The 15,225-nt window shown below is 66.5% G+C and carries 18 protein-coding genes and 1 riboswitch; of the genes, 1 reads left to right on the top strand and 17 read right to left on the bottom strand.

Annotation, left to right across the window (positions count from 1 at the left end; genetic code table 11):
- Nucleotides 1-4: 4 nt before the first annotated feature.
- The 8 genes from lgt to hisI all read right to left on the bottom strand — a co-directional run bounded on the left by lgt (nucleotide 5) and on the right by hisI (nucleotide 7,422).
- Entirely contained in the window at nucleotides 5-1,168 is a 1,164-nt protein-coding gene (gene lgt / locus AC5RTE_RS00895) for a prolipoprotein diacylglyceryl transferase (protein WP_494039537.1), read from the bottom strand.
- 4 nt (nucleotides 1,169-1,172) lie between these two features.
- Nucleotides 1,173-1,982 carry a tryptophan synthase subunit alpha gene (gene trpA / locus AC5RTE_RS00890; protein ID WP_494039536.1) on the bottom strand — a complete coding sequence of 270 codons (810 nt, stop codon included), beginning with the start codon at nucleotides 1,980-1,982 and terminating at the stop codon, nucleotides 1,173-1,175.
- Nucleotides 1,979-3,307 (bottom strand): tryptophan synthase subunit beta, encoded by a 1,329-nt coding sequence (gene trpB, locus AC5RTE_RS00885; RefSeq protein WP_494039535.1) that lies wholly within the window; start codon nucleotides 3,305-3,307, stop codon nucleotides 1,979-1,981. Before trpB ends, trpA begins: the two co-directional genes overlap by 4 nt.
- 122 nt (nucleotides 3,308-3,429) lie before the next feature.
- Nucleotides 3,430-4,251 (bottom strand): indole-3-glycerol phosphate synthase TrpC, encoded by an 822-nt coding sequence (trpC, locus tag AC5RTE_RS00880; RefSeq protein WP_494039534.1) that lies wholly within the window; start codon nucleotides 4,249-4,251, stop codon nucleotides 3,430-3,432.
- Nucleotides 4,251-4,538, bottom strand: a complete 288-nt coding sequence (locus tag AC5RTE_RS00875) for an HGxxPAAW family protein (protein WP_494039533.1) — start codon at nucleotides 4,536-4,538, stop codon at nucleotides 4,251-4,253. The genes trpC and AC5RTE_RS00875 overlap by 1 nt, the downstream gene beginning before the upstream one ends.
- 103 nt (nucleotides 4,539-4,641) lie before the next feature.
- Nucleotides 4,642-5,295 carry a Trp biosynthesis-associated membrane protein gene (locus AC5RTE_RS00870; RefSeq protein ID WP_494039532.1) on the bottom strand — a complete coding sequence of 218 codons (654 nt, stop codon included), beginning with the start codon at nucleotides 5,293-5,295 and terminating at the stop codon, nucleotides 4,642-4,644.
- Nucleotides 5,295-6,857, bottom strand: coding sequence for an anthranilate synthase component I (locus AC5RTE_RS00865; RefSeq protein ID WP_494039531.1), 1,563 nt, complete (start codon nucleotides 6,855-6,857; stop codon nucleotides 5,295-5,297). The genes AC5RTE_RS00870 and AC5RTE_RS00865 overlap by 1 nt, the downstream gene beginning before the upstream one ends.
- A 112-nt stretch (nucleotides 6,858-6,969) precedes the next feature.
- Entirely contained in the window at nucleotides 6,970-7,422 is a 453-nt protein-coding gene (hisI, locus tag AC5RTE_RS00860) for a phosphoribosyl-AMP cyclohydrolase (RefSeq protein WP_494039530.1), read from the bottom strand.
- A 112-nt stretch (nucleotides 7,423-7,534) separates the two neighbouring features.
- On the opposite strand from hisI, the gene AC5RTE_RS00855 reads away from it, so the two are divergent.
- Nucleotides 7,535-8,179 (top strand): TIGR03085 family metal-binding protein, encoded by a 645-nt coding sequence (locus AC5RTE_RS00855; protein ID WP_494039529.1) that lies wholly within the window; start codon nucleotides 7,535-7,537, stop codon nucleotides 8,177-8,179.
- 66 nt (nucleotides 8,180-8,245) lie between these two features.
- On the opposite strand, the gene hisF is transcribed toward AC5RTE_RS00855, so the two are convergent.
- The 9 genes from hisF to rpe form a co-directional block, all read right to left on the bottom strand.
- Nucleotides 8,246-9,022 (bottom strand): imidazole glycerol phosphate synthase subunit HisF, encoded by a 777-nt coding sequence (gene hisF, locus AC5RTE_RS00850; protein ID WP_494039528.1) that lies wholly within the window; start codon nucleotides 9,020-9,022, stop codon nucleotides 8,246-8,248.
- A gap of 49 nt (nucleotides 9,023-9,071) precedes the next feature.
- Entirely contained in the window at nucleotides 9,072-9,932 is an 861-nt protein-coding gene (gene hisG / locus AC5RTE_RS00845) for an ATP phosphoribosyltransferase (protein ID WP_494039527.1), read from the bottom strand.
- Between the two features lie 89 nt (nucleotides 9,933-10,021).
- The gene (locus AC5RTE_RS00840; protein WP_015936881.1) at nucleotides 10,022-10,285 is read right to left on the bottom strand and encodes a phosphoribosyl-ATP diphosphatase; all 264 of its coding nucleotides are present in this window, start codon (nucleotides 10,283-10,285) and stop codon (nucleotides 10,022-10,024) included.
- Nucleotides 10,286-10,390: 105 nt separating this feature from the next.
- Complete coding sequence (gene ribH, locus AC5RTE_RS00835; protein ID WP_494039526.1) at nucleotides 10,391-10,879, bottom strand: 6,7-dimethyl-8-ribityllumazine synthase; 489 nt, start codon at nucleotides 10,877-10,879, stop codon at nucleotides 10,391-10,393.
- Nucleotides 10,880-10,897: 18 nt separating this feature from the next.
- On the bottom strand, nucleotides 10,898-11,629 hold the full coding sequence (ribA, locus tag AC5RTE_RS00830; protein WP_494039525.1) for a GTP cyclohydrolase II: 732 nt from the start codon (nucleotides 11,627-11,629) through the stop codon (nucleotides 10,898-10,900).
- Nucleotides 11,626-12,366 (bottom strand): 3,4-dihydroxy-2-butanone-4-phosphate synthase, encoded by a 741-nt coding sequence (ribB, locus tag AC5RTE_RS00825; protein WP_494039524.1) that lies wholly within the window; start codon nucleotides 12,364-12,366, stop codon nucleotides 11,626-11,628. Before ribB ends, ribA begins: the two co-directional genes overlap by 4 nt.
- On the bottom strand, nucleotides 12,363-13,007 hold the full coding sequence (locus tag AC5RTE_RS00820; RefSeq protein WP_494039523.1) for a riboflavin synthase: 645 nt from the start codon (nucleotides 13,005-13,007) through the stop codon (nucleotides 12,363-12,365). Before AC5RTE_RS00820 ends, ribB begins: the two co-directional genes overlap by 4 nt.
- Entirely contained in the window at nucleotides 13,007-14,122 is a 1,116-nt protein-coding gene (ribD, locus tag AC5RTE_RS00815) for a bifunctional diaminohydroxyphosphoribosylaminopyrimidine deaminase/5-amino-6-(5-phosphoribosylamino)uracil reductase RibD (RefSeq protein ID WP_494039522.1), read from the bottom strand. The genes AC5RTE_RS00820 and ribD overlap by 1 nt, the downstream gene beginning before the upstream one ends.
- 176 nt (nucleotides 14,123-14,298) lie before the next feature.
- Nucleotides 14,299-14,452: riboswitch (FMN riboswitch) on the bottom strand.
- A 39-nt stretch (nucleotides 14,453-14,491) separates the two neighbouring features.
- Entirely contained in the window at nucleotides 14,492-15,169 is a 678-nt protein-coding gene (rpe, locus tag AC5RTE_RS00810) for a ribulose-phosphate 3-epimerase (RefSeq protein WP_494039521.1), read from the bottom strand.
- Nucleotides 15,170-15,225: the final 56 nt, after the last annotated feature.

Genomic DNA, 15,225 nt, shown 5'->3' with positions numbered 1-15,225 from the left:
CGCGCTACTTGGTAGTGCCGGCTTCCGGCGCGGTTCCTGTGGCCGTGCTGCCGGAACTTCCGTCAGCGGTTGCGTCCTGTCCGGGCTTGCGGCCCGCCGGCGCAGCCTTGGCTTGTTCCGCGGGGACGGAAGCATGCCGGGAACCGCTTTGGTTATCAGGGAGATTATCACGCGATTCACTATCTGAGACAACGGAGTCCGTATCACGGACTGGACTGCCCGCGGCTGTCACTGCACCGGCGTTCGGCCGGCCCAGGTCTTCCACCGGCTCCCGGCCCGGCAGGTACACGCTCTCCGATTCCGTCCGCTTCTTTCTTCCCAGCAGGATGAACGCGGCAAGGGCGGCCAGGAAAACGAAGATGCTGGTCCAGACGTTCAGCCGGGTGGTGATGCCGAAGAGGGAGATCTGCTCGGCGTCATCGATCCGCATGGCTTCGATCCAGACCCGGCCCAGGGTGTAGTACATCGCGTAAAGCCAGAACAGCCTGCTGCGGCGGAAGTTGAACTTCCGGTCCAGGGCAAGGAGGATCACGACGCCGGCCAGGTTCCACAGCGATTCGTAGAGGAACGTGGGGTGGAACAGGGTGTCGGCGGGGACTCCTGCAGGGAAGTTGGCGTTGTCGGCGTCGACTTGCAGCCCCCACGGCAGGGTGGTTGGGCCGCCAAACAGTTCCTGGTTGAAGTAGTTGCCCCAGCGCCCCACGGCCTGGGCCAGCAGCAGCCCGGGTGCTGCGGCGTCCAGGAAGGCGCTGAGCTTGACGCCGCTGCGGCGGCAGCCGATCCACGCGCCCACGGCGCCCAGGACAACAGCGCCCCAGATGCCGAGCCCGCCCCGCTGAATCTGGGGGATCAGGGAGAGGTCCCCGGTGCCGTCGAAGCCGGGGCCGAAGTACGCGTCCGGTGAGGACACCACATGGTAGAGGCGGCCGCCGATGATGCCGAAGGGAATCGCCCAAACAACGATGTCCCAGACGCTGCCTTCCGGTGCGCCCCGCCTGGCCCAGCGGGCCGAGGTCAGCCACAGGCCCACCACGATGCCTGCCAGGATGCACAGCGCGTAAGCGTGGATGCGCAGCGTCCCCCAGGGCAGGGGAATGTCGAAGCCGGACCAGTCAGGGCTGGGGATGCTGGCGGGCACCATCGCGGCCGCGGAAAGGAGCGTCTGCATGAGGTTAGGCTTCTTCCCTGGTCAGTCCGGTGCTGAGGTCTTTGGTCAGGGCAGCGACGGCGTCCACGCCGCCGTCGCGGATGGCTGCCACGAGGGCCGTGCCCACGATGACGCCTTCAGCGTAGGCGGCGATCTCCCGGACCTGCCCGGCGTTGGACACGCCCAGCCCGACACAGACCCGTCGGGCGCCGGCGGCGTGCGCGGCGGCCACAACGTCCTTGGCCGCGGTGCTGACGGAGGTCCGCGCGCCGGTGACGCCCATGATGGACACGGCGTAGACAAAGCCGCGGCTGGCGTCAACGGTCCGCTGCATGCGCTCGGTGGTGGAGGACGGCGCAACCAGGAACACGCGGTCCAGGCCGTACTTGTCCGAAGCTTCCATCCATTCGGCTGCCTCGTCCGGGATGAGGTCCGGGGTGATGAGCCCGGCTCCCCCGGCCTCTGCCAGGCGCCGGGAGAACTCGTCCACGCCCATCCTGACCACCGGATTCCAGTAGGTCATCACCAGGACGGCAGCGTCGGTCTTGCTGGTGATGCCCGCCACCACGTCAAAGACCTGGCGCACAGTGAAGCCCTTGGCCAGCGCCTCGGTGGTGGCGGTCTGGATAACCTGGCCGTCCATGACGGGGTCGGAGTAGGGGATGCCGATTTCGATGAGGTCGGCACCGTTCTCCGCCAGGGCTATGCCGGCGGCGATGGTCTGCTCCACGCTGGGGTAGCCGGCGGGAAGGTAGCCGATGAGCGCGGCGCGGCCTTCCGCGCGGGCCTTGTCGATGGCCGCCGCTGACTTGCTGATGGTCTGTGCAGTGGTCACAGCTGCTCCCCCTCTTTGCCGATCTCCGCCTCGGCGGAGTCCTTGTCCAACAGATCGAACCATTCGGCTGCGGTGGCCACATCCTTGTCGCCGCGGCCGGAGAGGTTCACGATCACGATCTTGTCCTCCGCAGCCCCGCCGCCGGCTACGGCTTCGGCAGCAAGCCGCTGCCCCACCTTGATGGCGCCGGCCAGCGCGTGGGAGGACTCGATGGCCGGGATGATGCCTTCGGTGCGGCACAGGAGCTTGAAGGCGTCCATGGCTTCGCTGTCCGTGATGGGCTCGTAGCTGACCCGTCCGATGTCGGCAAGGTAGGAGTGCTCCGGGCCGACGCCCGGGTAGTCCAGGCCGGCGGAGATGGAGTGGGACTCGATGGTCTGGCCGTCATCGTCCTGCATGAGGTAGGAGCGGGCGCCGTGCAGGACCCCGGGCTTGCCGAGCGTGATGGTGGCGGCATGCCTGCCCGTTTCGACGCCGTCGCCTCCGGCCTCGAAGCCGTAAATCTTCACGGACGGGTCGTCAAGGAAGCCGTGGAAGATGCCGATGGCGTTGGAGCCGCCGCCGATGCAGGCGCAGACGGCGTCAGGGAGCCTGCCCTCCTGTTCCAGGATCTGGGCACGGGCTTCCTCACCGATCACTTCATGGAAGTAGCGGACCATCGCGGGGAAGGGGTGGGCGCCGGCAGCAGTGCCGAGCAGGTAGTGGGTGTGGTCCACGTTGGCCACCCAGTCCCGGAGGGCCTCGTTGATGGCGTCCTTGAGGGTCTGTGAGCCGCTGGTGACCGGAATGACGGTGGCACCGAGGAGCTCCATGCGGGCTACGTTCAACGCCTGGCGCCGGCAGTCCTCCGCGCCCATATACACCACGCATTCCAGGCCCATCAGGGCGGCGGCGGTGGCGCTGGCCACCCCGTGCTGGCCGGCACCGGTTTCGGCGATGACGCGGGTCTTGCCCATGCGCTTGGCCAGCAGCGCCTGGCCCAGGACGTTGTTGATCTTGTGCGAACCGGTGTGGTTGAGGTCCTCGCGCTTGAGGAAGATCCGGACTCCCCCGGCATGCTCGGAGAAGCGCTTGGCTTCGGTCAGCAGTGAGGGACGCCCGGAGTAGTTCTTGTTCAGGTCCGTGATCTGGGCCCGGAACTCGGGATCGTCTTTGGCCTTGTCGAAGGTTTCCTCAAGTTCGTCCAAGGCGGCGATGAGGGACTCCGGCATCCAGCGTCCGCCGTAGCTGCCGAAGTAGGGTCCCGGAGCATGCTTGAGGGAGCCGCCCTGCAGGAATGCTTCCGCGGCATTGTTGTCAGCGTTCGCTGAGGGTGCGTCAACCATCAGACCCGTCCTGTTCGAAGTTGTTCATTCAGTAAGTGTGTGAGGTTCCGGCAGCGGTGCCGGAACAGAATACGCCGGGCGGCAAACAGCCCCTGCCCACAGGGTGTGCAGGGGCGCTCCGGTCAGCGGCGGGCAGCGATGGCGGCAGCCCCTGCCGCCGTGAATTCGGCAATCCGCTCACGCGGGGTGGCGTGGCTGACCAACGCCTCGCCAACGAGGACTGCGTTGGCGCCGCTGGCGGCGTAGTGCCTGACGTCGTCCACGCCGCGGACCCCCGATTCGGCCACCACGAGGGCTTCGGCGGGAATTTGGCCTGCCAGGGAGGCGAAAACGGACCGGTCGACGTCGAGCGTCTTCAGGTTCCGCACGTTGACGCCGATGATGCGCGCGCGGGCTGCGACGGCCCGCTCGATCTCCTCCTCGGTGTGGGTCTCCACGAGGACGTGCATGCCCAACTCGTGGCTAAGCGCGGAGAACTCGGCGAGCTGTGCGTCGGAGAGCGCTGCCACGATCAGCAGGATCAGGTCGGCCCCGTGTGCGCGGGCTTCCCAGATCTGGTACTCGTCAAGCGTGAAATCCTTGCGCAGCAGCGGAACGTCAACCGCGGCACGCACGGCGTCCAGGTCTGCGAGTGCGCCGTTGAAGCGGCGCTGTTCGGTGAGCACGCTGATAACGGAGGCGCCGCCGTCGGCATACTGCTTCGCGAGGGACGCCGGATCGCCAATAGCCGCGAGGTGGCCCTTGGAGGGGCTGCGGCGTTTGATCTCGGCAATGACCTTCAGTAGTTCCCGGGACGGGGAGGGCCCGCCGAGCGCAGCCCAGGCATCGCGGGCAGGTGCCGCGGCCTGGGCCAGGTCCTTCAGTTCAGCGAGGGAAACCTGGCGTTTCCGCGCGTCCATATCCTCCCTGACACCGGCATTGATGTCATCGAGAACAGTTGCCATCAGTGGCCGGAGTTCTTCAGCTTGCTGCCTTCGACGCCGTAGCCTGCCTTGCGCATGATGTAGCCGAGGATGAGGCCAATCACCATCACGCCGATGCCGGCGATGAAGATGGGAGTGCTGGCGATCACAAAGGCGATCGAAGCGATGAGTGCGCCCACCAGCATCACGATGACGCAGGTCCAGGCCGCGGGGCTGTTCCCGTGGCCGAGTTCCTGGCTGTGGTCGATGGCGCCGGGGGCCACCGTGCGGGTGCCTGACTTGGATACGGATGCAGGTGCTTTGCTCATGGAAAATCTCCTCAGGGTGGATACTGCTTACATTCTGCCATTTATTGGCCGGTGCCCGGGTATCGGCGGCCTGCCCGCGTGCGCCGGACGGCGTTGCACCGGCTTAGGTAGGGTCATCGCCGCGGGAGAGCCGGTCCCAGCTGTCAATTTCGTCCACCGGACCTGCCGCGGCGGCGGTGCTGCCCGCGGCAGGTGCGTCGTACTTGGTCCTGGTTTTCCAGTGCCGCCCGGCGGGAATGATGAGCAGGGCTGCCAGTGCCAGCAGACAGCCGGTAACGACGGCGAACACCGGGAAAGCGGTGACAGCCACCTCCGCCTGGCTGCCTGTAATCCCGGTGGCGGCCGCGATGGCCCCCTGGGCTGCGGCCAGCGGATTGGCCAGAACGGTGGCCGCGGCGGCAACAATCCCTGCCGACGCGAGGACGATGATGCCGGCGATGATCCACCGGGCGATCCTGCCTGCGATTGCTGCGGCGAGCCCGCCCGCAAGGGCTACCAGGGCCAGCGCGGTAACGGCGGTGGCGGCCTTGCTGCCCTGGACCTCAAGTGCCGTTTGCGCGGCGCCGGCCTGGCCCACCTGGTTGGGGTCCAGCGTGACAGTCATCCACGTTTGGGTGGTGGTGCCGAAAACGGCCAGCGCCAGGACGGCTACGAGCAGCACCAGCGTGGACTTGCGTGCCCAGGCCCGGGTGCCGGAGGGCTTCCGGCCGGTTGGCTGCCCTGCTGCCTGGCCTTTGTCCTGTTCCTGGTCCTGCATCAGGATTCTGTCCTGCCCGGCAATGAATCGGCGGAAATGTTCTGCAGGGAGCCCGCGGTGTGCACGGCCCGCAGCGGTGCCGCGGCCTTGTTCACGGTTTCGAGGGCTTCCGTCGGGTTGACCGAGTCGGCCACGATGCCGCCGCCGGCCTGGACATAAGCCCGTCCCCCGCGCAGCAGGGCCGAGCGGATGGCGATGGCCATGTCCATGTCCCCGGCAAAGTCGAGGTATCCCACAACGCCGCCGTAGATGCCGCGGCGGTGCGGTTCGAGCTCGTCGAGGAGCCGCAGGGCGCGGGGTTTCGGCGCTCCGGACAGTGTCCCGGCCGGGAACGTGGCCTTCAGGACGTCGTACGCCTTGGCCCGCGGTGAGAGTTGGCCCACCACCGTAGAGACGAGGTGCATGATGTGGCTGAAACGCTCCACCTCCATAAACTGCGTGACGTCAACGGTCCCGGCCACGCATACCTTGGAAAGGTCGTTGCGGGAAAGGTCCACGAGCATCAGGTGTTCGGCGCGTTCCTTCTGGTCCGCCAGGAGCTCCTCAGCGAGTGCTTTATCCGCCTCCACCGTCCTGCCGCGCGGGCGGGATCCTGCGATGGGGTGCGTGATGACTTCTTCGCCGGTGACGGTGACGAGGGCCTCCGGCGAGGACCCGACGATGGAGTACTCCCGGCCCTCGGAATCCTCAAGGCTGAAGATGTACATGTAGGGACTGGGGTTGGTGTTGCGCAGCACCCGGTAGACGTCCAGTGCGGAAGCTTGGCACTCCATCTCGAAGCGGCGGGAAATCACCACCTGGAACACCTCGCCGTCAACGATGGCTTCCTTGCCGCGGTCCAGGGCGGCCAAATACTCGGCTTCGTCCCAGCGCTCCTGAACGCTGGAGGCAAAGTCCAGCGCGGCCGGCGCAAGCACGGAGACGGGCTGCGCCACGGGCGTGCTGACTTTGGCCAGGAGGGCCTTGACCCGCGCCACGGCGTCGTGCCAGGCCTCGTCCACGCGTTCGGAGCTGTCATCGAAGTTGATGGCGTTGGCGATCAGCAGCACCGTGCCGTCCACGTTGTCGTGCACGGCCATGTCCGTGACGAGGTTCAGCGCCATTTCCGGCAGCTGGAGATCATCCTCGGGCGGGCTCACCAGGCGTTCCCAGTGCCGCACTGTTTCCCAGCCGAGGAAGCCCACCAGGCCGGAGGTGAAGGGCGGCAGGCCGTCGAACCTTTCGGTGCGGAGCGCCTCGATGGTGTCACGGACAGCATCCACTGGGCTGCCGTCCACCGGGACGCCTGCGGGGGGCTCGCCCAGCCAGTGCGCGTTTCCGTCCTTGGTGGTCAGTGTTGCCCGGGACCTCGCGCCGATGAAGGAGTAACGGGACCATGCACCGCCCACTGCAGCGGACTCCATCAGGAACGTTCCGGGCTGACCCTGCGCGAGCTTCCGGTACAAACCGATGGGGGTCTCGGCGTCGGCAAGTACCTTGAGGCGCACGGGGATGACGCGGCTGTGGGCGGCAAGTTCCCGGAACTCCTCAAGGCCCGGGGTGATGATTCCAAGGTCCTGCATGGTTATGCTGTTCCGCCTGTTCTAGTAGGGGCCGGCCGAGCCGGCGCCTGTTGGTGTGCTTGCGGGGTTGGCCAGCCCTCCCCCGCGCTCCGCAGCAGCGTGCGGATGAAGGTCAGACTGCCTGGCCTGTTGTGACTGCGAGGTCCCTGCCGTCGAAGCAGGTGCGGGTGCCGGTGTGGCAGGCGGCACCGACCTGGTCCACGCGCACCAGCAGCGCATCGCCGTCGCAGTCCATGGCCAGGGACTTAACCCACTGCACGTGCCCGGAGGTGTCTCCCTTGCGCCAGTACTCCTGGCGGGAACGGGAGTAGAAGGTGACGCGGCCGCTGGTCATGGTGCGGTGCAGTGCCTCGTCATCCATCCAGCCCAGCATGAGCACCTCGTTGGTATCGAACTGCTGCACGACGGCGGCCACCAGGCCGGAGCTGTCGCGCTTGAGGGCCGCTGCCAGCTCCTTGGGAAGGGGGCTGCCCGTCCCTGCGGAGGGCGTTGCCTCCGGGACTGCAGCTGGCGCTGCAGGCACGGTGGAATCAGGGGTTGCGGTGGGGGTGGGCTGCTCAGACATCAGGTCAAGTCTAGTGCCTTGGCCCTGCCCCGATTCCTGTGTGAACGAAGGTAGGCCGGCCCCTGTGGACGTGCTGCCCAACTGCGCGGCTCTCGTGCTAGTTTTCCAAGTGATGCATTTCGTTGATCCGTCCCGAGAAGTCCTGGCCGAAACCCTCATTGCGGCCGGTCCTGACGCGCCCACGCTCTGCAAGGGCTGGCGCACCAGGGACCTCGCCGCGCACCTTTACCTGCGCGAACGCAAAGCCGCCGTGGGACTGGGCCTGATCATCAAGCGGCTGGCAAAAGCGTCCGACCAGGCCACCGCAAAACTCGCAGAAAAGCTGACCACGGCCGAGGCCTACACCCGGCTGGTGAACACTTTCCGTGCCGGGCCGCCTGCGCTTTCGCCCCTGAAGATCAAGGGGCTGGATGAGAGCGCCAACCTGATCGAGTACTTCGTCCACACCGAAGACGTCCGGCGCGCAGTGGACCGGTGGGCGCCGAGGGCACTGGACGAAGCCTATTCGGACGCCCTGTGGGATGAACTCGTCAAGCGCGCGGCCATCCTGTACCGGGGAGTAGACCTGGGCATCGTGCTGGTGCGGCCTTCAGGACCGCGGCATGTTGCCAAGCGCGCCCCCGTTTCTGTAGCCATTGTCGGCGAGCCGGGCGAACTGCTCATGCACGCGCACGGCCGAACACGGCACGCCCTGGTCACTTTCGAAGGCCAGCCGGACGCCGTCGCGCTTCTGCAGTCAGCCGAAGTGGGACTCTAACCCAACTAACTCGCAGTTGTTGTCGTTATCAGCGTCCAAAACGACAACAACTGCCAGTCAGTTGGGTTAGCGTACTTCGAAGCCCGCTTCCCTGATGGCCGTTTTGACCTGGGACATCATGTCGTCCGGGCCCCAGTGGAAAATTGATGCGGCCAGTACGGCGTCAGCGCCGGCTGCGACGGCTGGCGGAAAGTGTGCCGGCTCCCCCGCGCCGCCGGAGGCGATGATGGGCACTTTGACGGCGGCCCGGACCAGGTTGATGAGCTCGAGGTCGAAGCCGTCCTTGGTCCCGTCCGCGTCGATGGAGTTGAGGAGGATTTCACCCACACCCCGGTCGGCGGCTTCCTTTGCCCATGCGACGGCGTCGATTTCGGTGCCGGTGCGTCCGCCGTGGGTTGTCACTTCAAAGCCCGACGGCGTGGGCCGGGACCCGGGGCGGGTGCGCCGCGCATCGACGGACAGGACGAGGACCTGGGAGCCGAAGTGCCGTGTGATCTCGTCGATGACATCGGGCCGGGCAACGGCTGCGGTGTTGATGGAGGCCTTGTCCGCACCGAAACGCAGCAACTTGTCCACCTCTGCCACACCACGGACGCCGCCGCCGACGCACAACGGGATGAAGACCTCCTCGGCGGTCCGGCGGACCACATCGAACGTGGTTTCGCGGTTGCCGGAGGAGGCGGTGACGTCAAGAAAGGTCAGTTCGTCGGCGCCGGCGTTGTCGTAGCGGTGGGCCAGTTCCACGGGGTCGCCGGCGTCGCGGAGACCCTCGAAGTTTACGCCCTTGACGACGCGCCCGGCGTCGACGTCGAGGCAGGGGATGACGCGTACGGCTACTGCCATGGGAACTCCTGGAATTCTGTGGTGCGGGAGTGCTGCTGGGCGGGCGGAATCAGATACGGCAGGCGTGGATGCTGCTCACCAGGATGGCGCGGGCGCCAAGGTCGTACAGCTCATCCATGATCCGGTTGGTTTCCCGCTTGGGCACCATGGAACGCACCGCAACCCATTCAGAATCCCGCAGCGGAGAAACCGTAGGTGATTCCAGGCCGGGCGTCAGGGCAGCGGCCTGTTCCACGAGTTCCTTGCGGATGTCATAGTCCATCAGGACGTACTGGCGGGCCACCAGCACACCCTGCAGGCGCCGGATCAGGACCTCAATTTCCTTGGTGGTGCCGTTCGCGGCGCCTCCACCTTCAGTCCGCCGGATCAGGACGGCTTCGGACTTCAGGATGGGTTCGCCGAAAATCTCCATCCCTGCTGCCTTGAGGGTGTTGCCCGTCTCGACGACGTCCGCGATGGCGTCCGCAACGCCCAGCCGGACCGAGGATTCCACGGCGCCGTCCAGGCGCACCACCTTGGCGTTGATGCCGCGGTCGGCCAGGTAGCCGCGGAGCAGGCCGTCATAGCTTGTGGCCAGCCGCTTGCCCTCCAGCTCCTCCACCTTGGCGAAATCCCCTACCGGACCGGCGAAGCGGAAAGTGGAGGCAGCGAATCCCAGCGGAAGCAGTTCCTCGGCTTCCACCTCCGCGTCCAGCAGCAGGTCCCGCCCGGTGATGCCGACGTCGAGCGTTCCCTGGCCTACATAAACGGCAATGTCGCGGGGACGGAGGAAGAAGAACTCGATGTCGTTGTCCGGGTCAACCATGACCAGTTCGCGGGTATCGCGGCGCTGGCGGTAGCCGGCTTCGGACAGCATGGCGGAGGCGGCTTCGGACAGGGAACCCTTATTGGGGACGGCTACTCGCAGCATGGGAAATCTTTCTGGATTCGGGAGGTCTAAGAAGTCAGGCAATGCAGGCCACGGCGGGCACCGGCGGCAAAGGCACGCCGGACCGGTGGCTACAGATGCTTGTAGACGTCTTCCAGGGTCAGGCCTTTGGCGAGCATCAGAACCTGCAGGTGGTACAGCAGCTGGGAGATTTCCTCGGCCGCCGCTTCATCGGATTCATATTCGGCAGCCATCCATACCTCGGCTGCTTCCTCAACGACTTTCTTGCCGATGCCGTGGACACCGGAGTCCAATTCAGCGACGGTGCGGGAGCCTTCCGGGCGGGTGGCTGCCTTCTCGCTGAGTTCAGCGAACAGCGTCTCGAAATTCTTCACGCCCTCCAGCCTACTTGCTGCGGCGTGCAGGGCGCCTGTCGGGCCGCTGGATGACGGGCACGATGTGAGTGAAGACACACACCGCGCCCGCCGCGGCGCAGATTGCTAGCTGTTGTACTGCTTCAGGACGACGGCGGTGGCCAGCGCCGCCGTGACGGCTTCGTGGCCCTTGTCTTCCTTTGAGCCGGGAAGGCCTGCGCGGTCCAGGCCCTGCTGTTCGGTGTCGCAGGTCAGGACTCCGAAGCCCACCGGAACGCCCGTGCGCACGCTCACGTCGGTGAGGCCTGACGTCGCCGCCTGGCAGACGTACTCGAAGTGCGGCGTACCGCCGCGGATCACGACGCCGAGGGCGACGACGGCGTCGAAGTGCGGTGCCAGCCGCGCGGCTGCGACGGGCAACTCAAAGCTGCCCGGCACGCGCAGGACGGTGGGCTCGGCGATCCCGGCGTCCTTGGCGGCGCGAAGTGCGCCATCCAGGAGCCCGTCCATGATCTGGGTGTGCCAGCTGGCCGCAACGATGGCCAGCCGCAGCTGGGACGTTTCGTCCGGGTTGAGGGTGGTGAGGTCGATATCGGGGGCGCCGTGTCCGCTCATAAGTCAGTGCTGTTCCGTTCAGTCTTGTTGGTGGGTAAAGGTAGTGGGGCTGGCAACAGGCACGGGGGCCACGTGGGTGTCCAGGAGGAGGCGGTGCTCCATCCTGTCCTTCTTCGTTTGGAGGTAGCGGAGGTTCTGGTCCCGGGAAGGGACTTCGGTGGGAACCATCTCCACCACTTTCACCCCGGCCCTGGCCAATCTGTTCTGCTTGTCCGGGTTGTTGCTCAGCAGGCGGACCTCGTGAAGGCCCATCTCGGCAAGCACCTGGGCGGCGGCGTTGTAGCACCGGGCGTCCACGGGCAGCCCCAGCTGCTCGTTGGCCTCTACCGTGTCAAAGCCTGCCTCCTGCAGCGCGTATGCCTTGATCTTGTTTGCCAGGCCGATGCCGCGCCCCTCCTGGCCGCGCAGGTACAGCAGGGTACCGCCTTGTTCACGGATCAGTTCCAGGGCGTACGCAAGCTGCTCGCCGCAATCGCAGCGGTACGATCCGAACACATCACCGGTGAGGCACTCGGAATGGAGCCGCACCAGGGGCGCCTTGCCGTCCCGGGGCGGGTTGGGGGAACTGACAGCCAGATGTTCAGCGCCGGTGACGAGATCGGTCCAGGCCTGGGCCACGAAGTCGCCGAAGGCGGTGGGCAGCTGCACGATGGGCCCGCCGCTGACGGGATGGGGCACCACTCCGCTGCCGGTCCGCTCCGGGTGATAGCCGTTCTGATAGTGGCCATTGCTGGCCGCAGATACCGTCATCGTTCCTCCTTCTCCCCGGCCGGTACCGGCCGGACGCCCTGAACCGGAGCGCCGCCTGTCCCTGCTGCAAGGTAGGCCACCAAATCCTCAATGGAGATCAGTGGACAGCCGTGCTCCGCCGCGAACACCCGGAGCCCGTCCAGGCGCATCATCTCGCCGTCGTCATACACCACTTCGGCGATAACGCCTACGGGCTCGACGCCTGCAAGGCGGCACAGGTCCACCGCAGCTTCGGTGTGGCCCGGGCGTTCCCTCACACCTCCGTCAACTGCGCGGAGCGGGAAAATATGCCCAGGACGGGTCACGGCCGCCGGCCCTGTCCGCGGATCGGCAAGAACCCGGGCGGTGAGGGCACGGTCGGTGGCGGAGATGCCGGTGCTGACGCCGACGGCGGCGTCGCAGGATACGGTGTAGGCCGTGCCTTTGGCGTCTTCATTGACAGCCACCATGGGGGGCAAGGCAAGGGTGTCGGCGCGCTCGCCGGACAGCGGCACGCAGATGACTCCTGAGCTGTAGCGGATGGTCCAGCCCATCAGCGCGGGTGTGGCGTGCTGGGCCGCGAAGATGATGTCGCCTTCGTTTTCCCGGTCCTCGTTGTCCACGACCAGGACCGGCCTTCCGGCGGCCATGGCCGCCACAGCTTCCTCGATGGTGTTTAACGGCACGGCAGCTCCTCCCGGGGCAGCGGGGACGGCAGCGCCGGCCACGTCAGCTTCGAATCCGACGGCGGCGTTCACGGTGTTCCTCCCTCAACAGCGGCAGGAGCGGGGGTGCTGAACGCGAGGAGCCGCTCGGTGTACTTGGCCAGGACGTCCACCTCCAGGTTCACCCTGCTGCCGGTGCTTTTGGCACCGAGGCCGGTTTCGGCAAGGGTGGTGGGGATGAGTCCCACCTCGAACCAGGGGCTTTGTTCAGCTGCGTGGCTGACCATGGTAACGGTGAGTGAAACGCCGTCGATGGCGATTGATCCCTTTTCCGCGATGTAACGGGCCAGGTTGATTGGCACCCCGAACCGGAGCCTTTCCCAGTTGCCCAGGGGCTCGCGTTCGACCAGCACGCCGACGCCGTCCACGTGGCCCTGCACCACGTGCCCGTCCAGCCTTCCGCCGGCAGGGACGCAACGCTCAAGGTTGACGGCATCCCCCGCAGCCAACTCACCGATGGTGCTGCGGACGAGGGTCTCCCCCATCACGTCTACGCTGAATTCCTTGCCGTCGATTTCGGTGGCAGTGAGGCATACGCCATTGACGGCGATGGACCCGCCCAGACCGAGGCCTTCGGTAGTGCCGGGGGCGTGCAGCCGGACGGTGGCGCTGGCGTTCCCGTCCCTCTGAACGGACAGAACGTGCCCTTGCTCGGCGATAATTCCGGTGAACATCAGTAGCCTCCCTGGGCTTGCTCCGCGCTGGGGCGGGACGGTTGTGGGTCTGGGGCAACGGCGCGTTGCGGTCGGAGGTGGAGCCGGAGGTCCCGGCCCAGCGTGCGGACGGCCCCGCCGTCGGACGGGTCCCACTCCCAGTGCTGGGCATCGGCGAGGGTGGTGATGCCCAGGCCGGTGAGGGCGGGGGTTCCGGAACCCAGCAGCGTGGGGGCAAGGTAGATGATGAGTTCGTCGACGAGCCCGGCGGCGAGGAACGCGCTGAGGATGCTTGATCCGCCCTCCACCATCAGGTGGCGGATGCCGGAACCGTAAAGGGTGGCCAGCGCTTCCTGGGGGTCGCGGGTCTGCAGGTGGGTTACCAGGCCGTCGCTCCCGTGGATGGCAGCATCTGCCGGGATGTCCCGCAACCCCATCACGGCCCGCAATGGTTGCTTTTGAGCCGGCGTCCCTGCGGGGCCGCGGGCAGTGAGACGGGGATTGTCCACCAGCACGGTCTGGGTTCCCACGAGGATGGCGTCGATGCGGCCCCGGATGGCGTGGTTGTCAGCCAGGGATTCCGGACTGGAAATCCATTGGCTGGTGCCGTCCTCAGCGGCGATCCGGCTGTCCAGGGTCTGTGCGATGTGCAGGGTGACGAACGGGCGTTTTGCGGCTACTGCCTCAAACCAATGACGGTTCAGGTCCAGTGCTTCGCCAGCACCCAGTCCGCTGCGTACGCGGACGCCCGCCTGCCGAAGGGTGGCGGCACCGCCGGCGGCGGGATCATGGGGATCGTCCACGGCGTAGACCACGTCCGTTATTCCGGCGTCGATGATCGCCTGGGCGCAAGGGCCGGTACGGCCGATATGGTTGCAGGGCTCCAGGGTGACCATCATGGTGCAACCGGAAAGATCAAGCCCGGCGGCAGCTGCCCGGGCAATGGCGTCCGCCTCGGCGTGGGCTGTTCCCGCGCCGCGGTGGAAACCCGCGACGAGTTCCCGGCCTTCGGAATCGACGACGACGGCGCCCACCAACGGGTTCGCGCCGCGGGGACCATGAAGGGCCGCCTTCAGGGCCTTGTCCATGGCGGCGGTTTCGGCAGCAGTAAAGGCCGTCACGACTTCGGCCGTCATGCGGGGGCCTCGCTGGTTGTGCTGCCGGGCATGGCGGCAGCAGGAGTGGTGGCCGATAAGAGCCATCGCAGCAGGTTCATAGTGCTTGTGTCGTTCCTTCCCTCTAGAACCGCGATGGCTCCGGGGATATACGACAGCAGAAGGCTGCGGCGTCGAGTGACGCCGCAGAAACAGCTGTACGTGCTTCTCTCATCCAGACTTTAACTGTCGGTACCGGAATTTCACCGGTTCAACCGTCCGCCGGGGACTTCCTCGGAAGGAAAACCACCGGCTCGCGGGTCGCGGACTGTCACCGCCGGTTCGGACTTACACCGACCCCGGAGCACGTATGTGTGTTGCTATTGTGCCATAACCGCGTGCGGCTCCCGGCTATTCCGCCGCGGAGCGTAACTTTTGGCTCCCGGCTTCCCGCAGCCGGTCAATGGCTGCGGCCGGATCCTCTGCACCGTACACCGCCGAGCCCGCCACGAAGACGTTGGCACCTGCCTCCGCAGCACGGATGATGGTGTCCTCGGTGATGCCGCCGTCAACCTGGATGGCCACGCCAATCCCCGAGCCGTCGATGGCCTTCCTTGCCCTGCGGATCTTCGGCAGGGTCACATCCAGGAACGCCTGGCCGCCGAATCCGGGCTCCACCGTCATGATGAGCAGCATGTCCAGCTCCGGAAGCATGTCCAGGTACGGCTCCACCGGAGTTCCGGGACGGAGCGCCATCCCTGCCTTTGCACCCCGGGCGCGCAGCTCGCGGGCCAGCTTGATGGGGGCAATGGCAGCCTCGGCGTGGAAGGTAACGGAGGCCAAACCCGCGTCGGCGAAACCCGGGGCCCAGCGGTCGGCGTCGGCGATCATCAGATGCGCGTCCAGCGGAACCGGGCTCACGGCCTGGATCCGCTGGACCACCGGCAGCCCGAGGGTGAGGTTGGGCACGAAGTGATTGTCCATCACGTCCACGTGCACGGCATCTGCATTGCTGATCCGCTGCAGTTCGGCCTCAAGGTTGACGAAGTCGGCAGACAGGATGCTCGGGTTAATGCAGCATTGCGTCACAGGGGAGCCTTTCAGGGGTTGCGCTTTTGTGGCCAGTTTTTACCGGCCCGTTCCAT

It is taken from the genome of Arthrobacter sp. K41, assembly GCF_059089645.1.
Note: the sequence above shows the minus strand (reverse complement) of the source record. Positions and strands in the feature narration are given on the sequence as shown.

What these genes read in the sequence shown, in the direction of transcription:
- trpC (WP_494039534.1), bottom strand. Translation starts at nt 4,251, where the DNA reads ATGGCAACTGTTCTCGATGACATCAATGCCGGTGTCAGGGAGGATATG.
- ribH (WP_494039526.1), bottom strand. Translation starts at nt 10,879, where the DNA reads ATGAGCGGACACGGCGCCCCCGATATCGACCTCACCACCCTCAACCCG.
- lgt (WP_494039537.1), bottom strand. Translation starts at nt 1,168, where the DNA reads ATGCAGACGCTCCTTTCCGCGGCCGCGATGGTGCCCGCCAGCATCCCC.
- ribA (WP_494039525.1), bottom strand. Translation starts at nt 11,629, where the DNA reads ATGACGGTATCTGCGGCCAGCAATGGCCACTATCAGAACGGCTATCAC.
- AC5RTE_RS00865 (WP_494039531.1), bottom strand. Translation starts at nt 6,857, where the DNA reads ATGCAGGACCTTGGAATCATCACCCCGGGCCTTGAGGAGTTCCGGGAA.
- hisG (WP_494039527.1), bottom strand. Translation starts at nt 9,932, where the DNA reads ATGCTGCGAGTAGCCGTCCCCAATAAGGGTTCCCTGTCCGAAGCCGCC.
- AC5RTE_RS00855 (WP_494039529.1), top strand. Translation starts at nt 7,535, where the DNA reads ATGCATTTCGTTGATCCGTCCCGAGAAGTCCTGGCCGAAACCCTCATT.
- hisF (WP_494039528.1), bottom strand. Translation starts at nt 9,022, where the DNA reads ATGGCAGTAGCCGTACGCGTCATCCCCTGCCTCGACGTCGACGCCGGG.
- trpB (WP_494039535.1), bottom strand. Translation starts at nt 3,307, where the DNA reads ATGGTTGACGCACCCTCAGCGAACGCTGACAACAATGCCGCGGAAGCA.
- hisI (WP_494039530.1), bottom strand. Translation starts at nt 7,422, where the DNA reads ATGTCTGAGCAGCCCACCCCCACCGCAACCCCTGATTCCACCGTGCCT.
- AC5RTE_RS00875 (WP_494039533.1), bottom strand. Translation starts at nt 4,538, where the DNA reads ATGAGCAAAGCACCTGCATCCGTATCCAAGTCAGGCACCCGCACGGTG.
- AC5RTE_RS00820 (WP_494039523.1), bottom strand. Translation starts at nt 13,007, where the DNA reads ATGTTCACCGGAATTATCGCCGAGCAAGGGCACGTTCTGTCCGTTCAG.
- ribD (WP_494039522.1), bottom strand. Translation starts at nt 14,122, where the DNA reads ATGACGGCCGAAGTCGTGACGGCCTTTACTGCTGCCGAAACCGCCGCC.
- AC5RTE_RS00870 (WP_494039532.1), bottom strand. Translation starts at nt 5,295, where the DNA reads ATGCAGGACCAGGAACAGGACAAAGGCCAGGCAGCAGGGCAGCCAACC.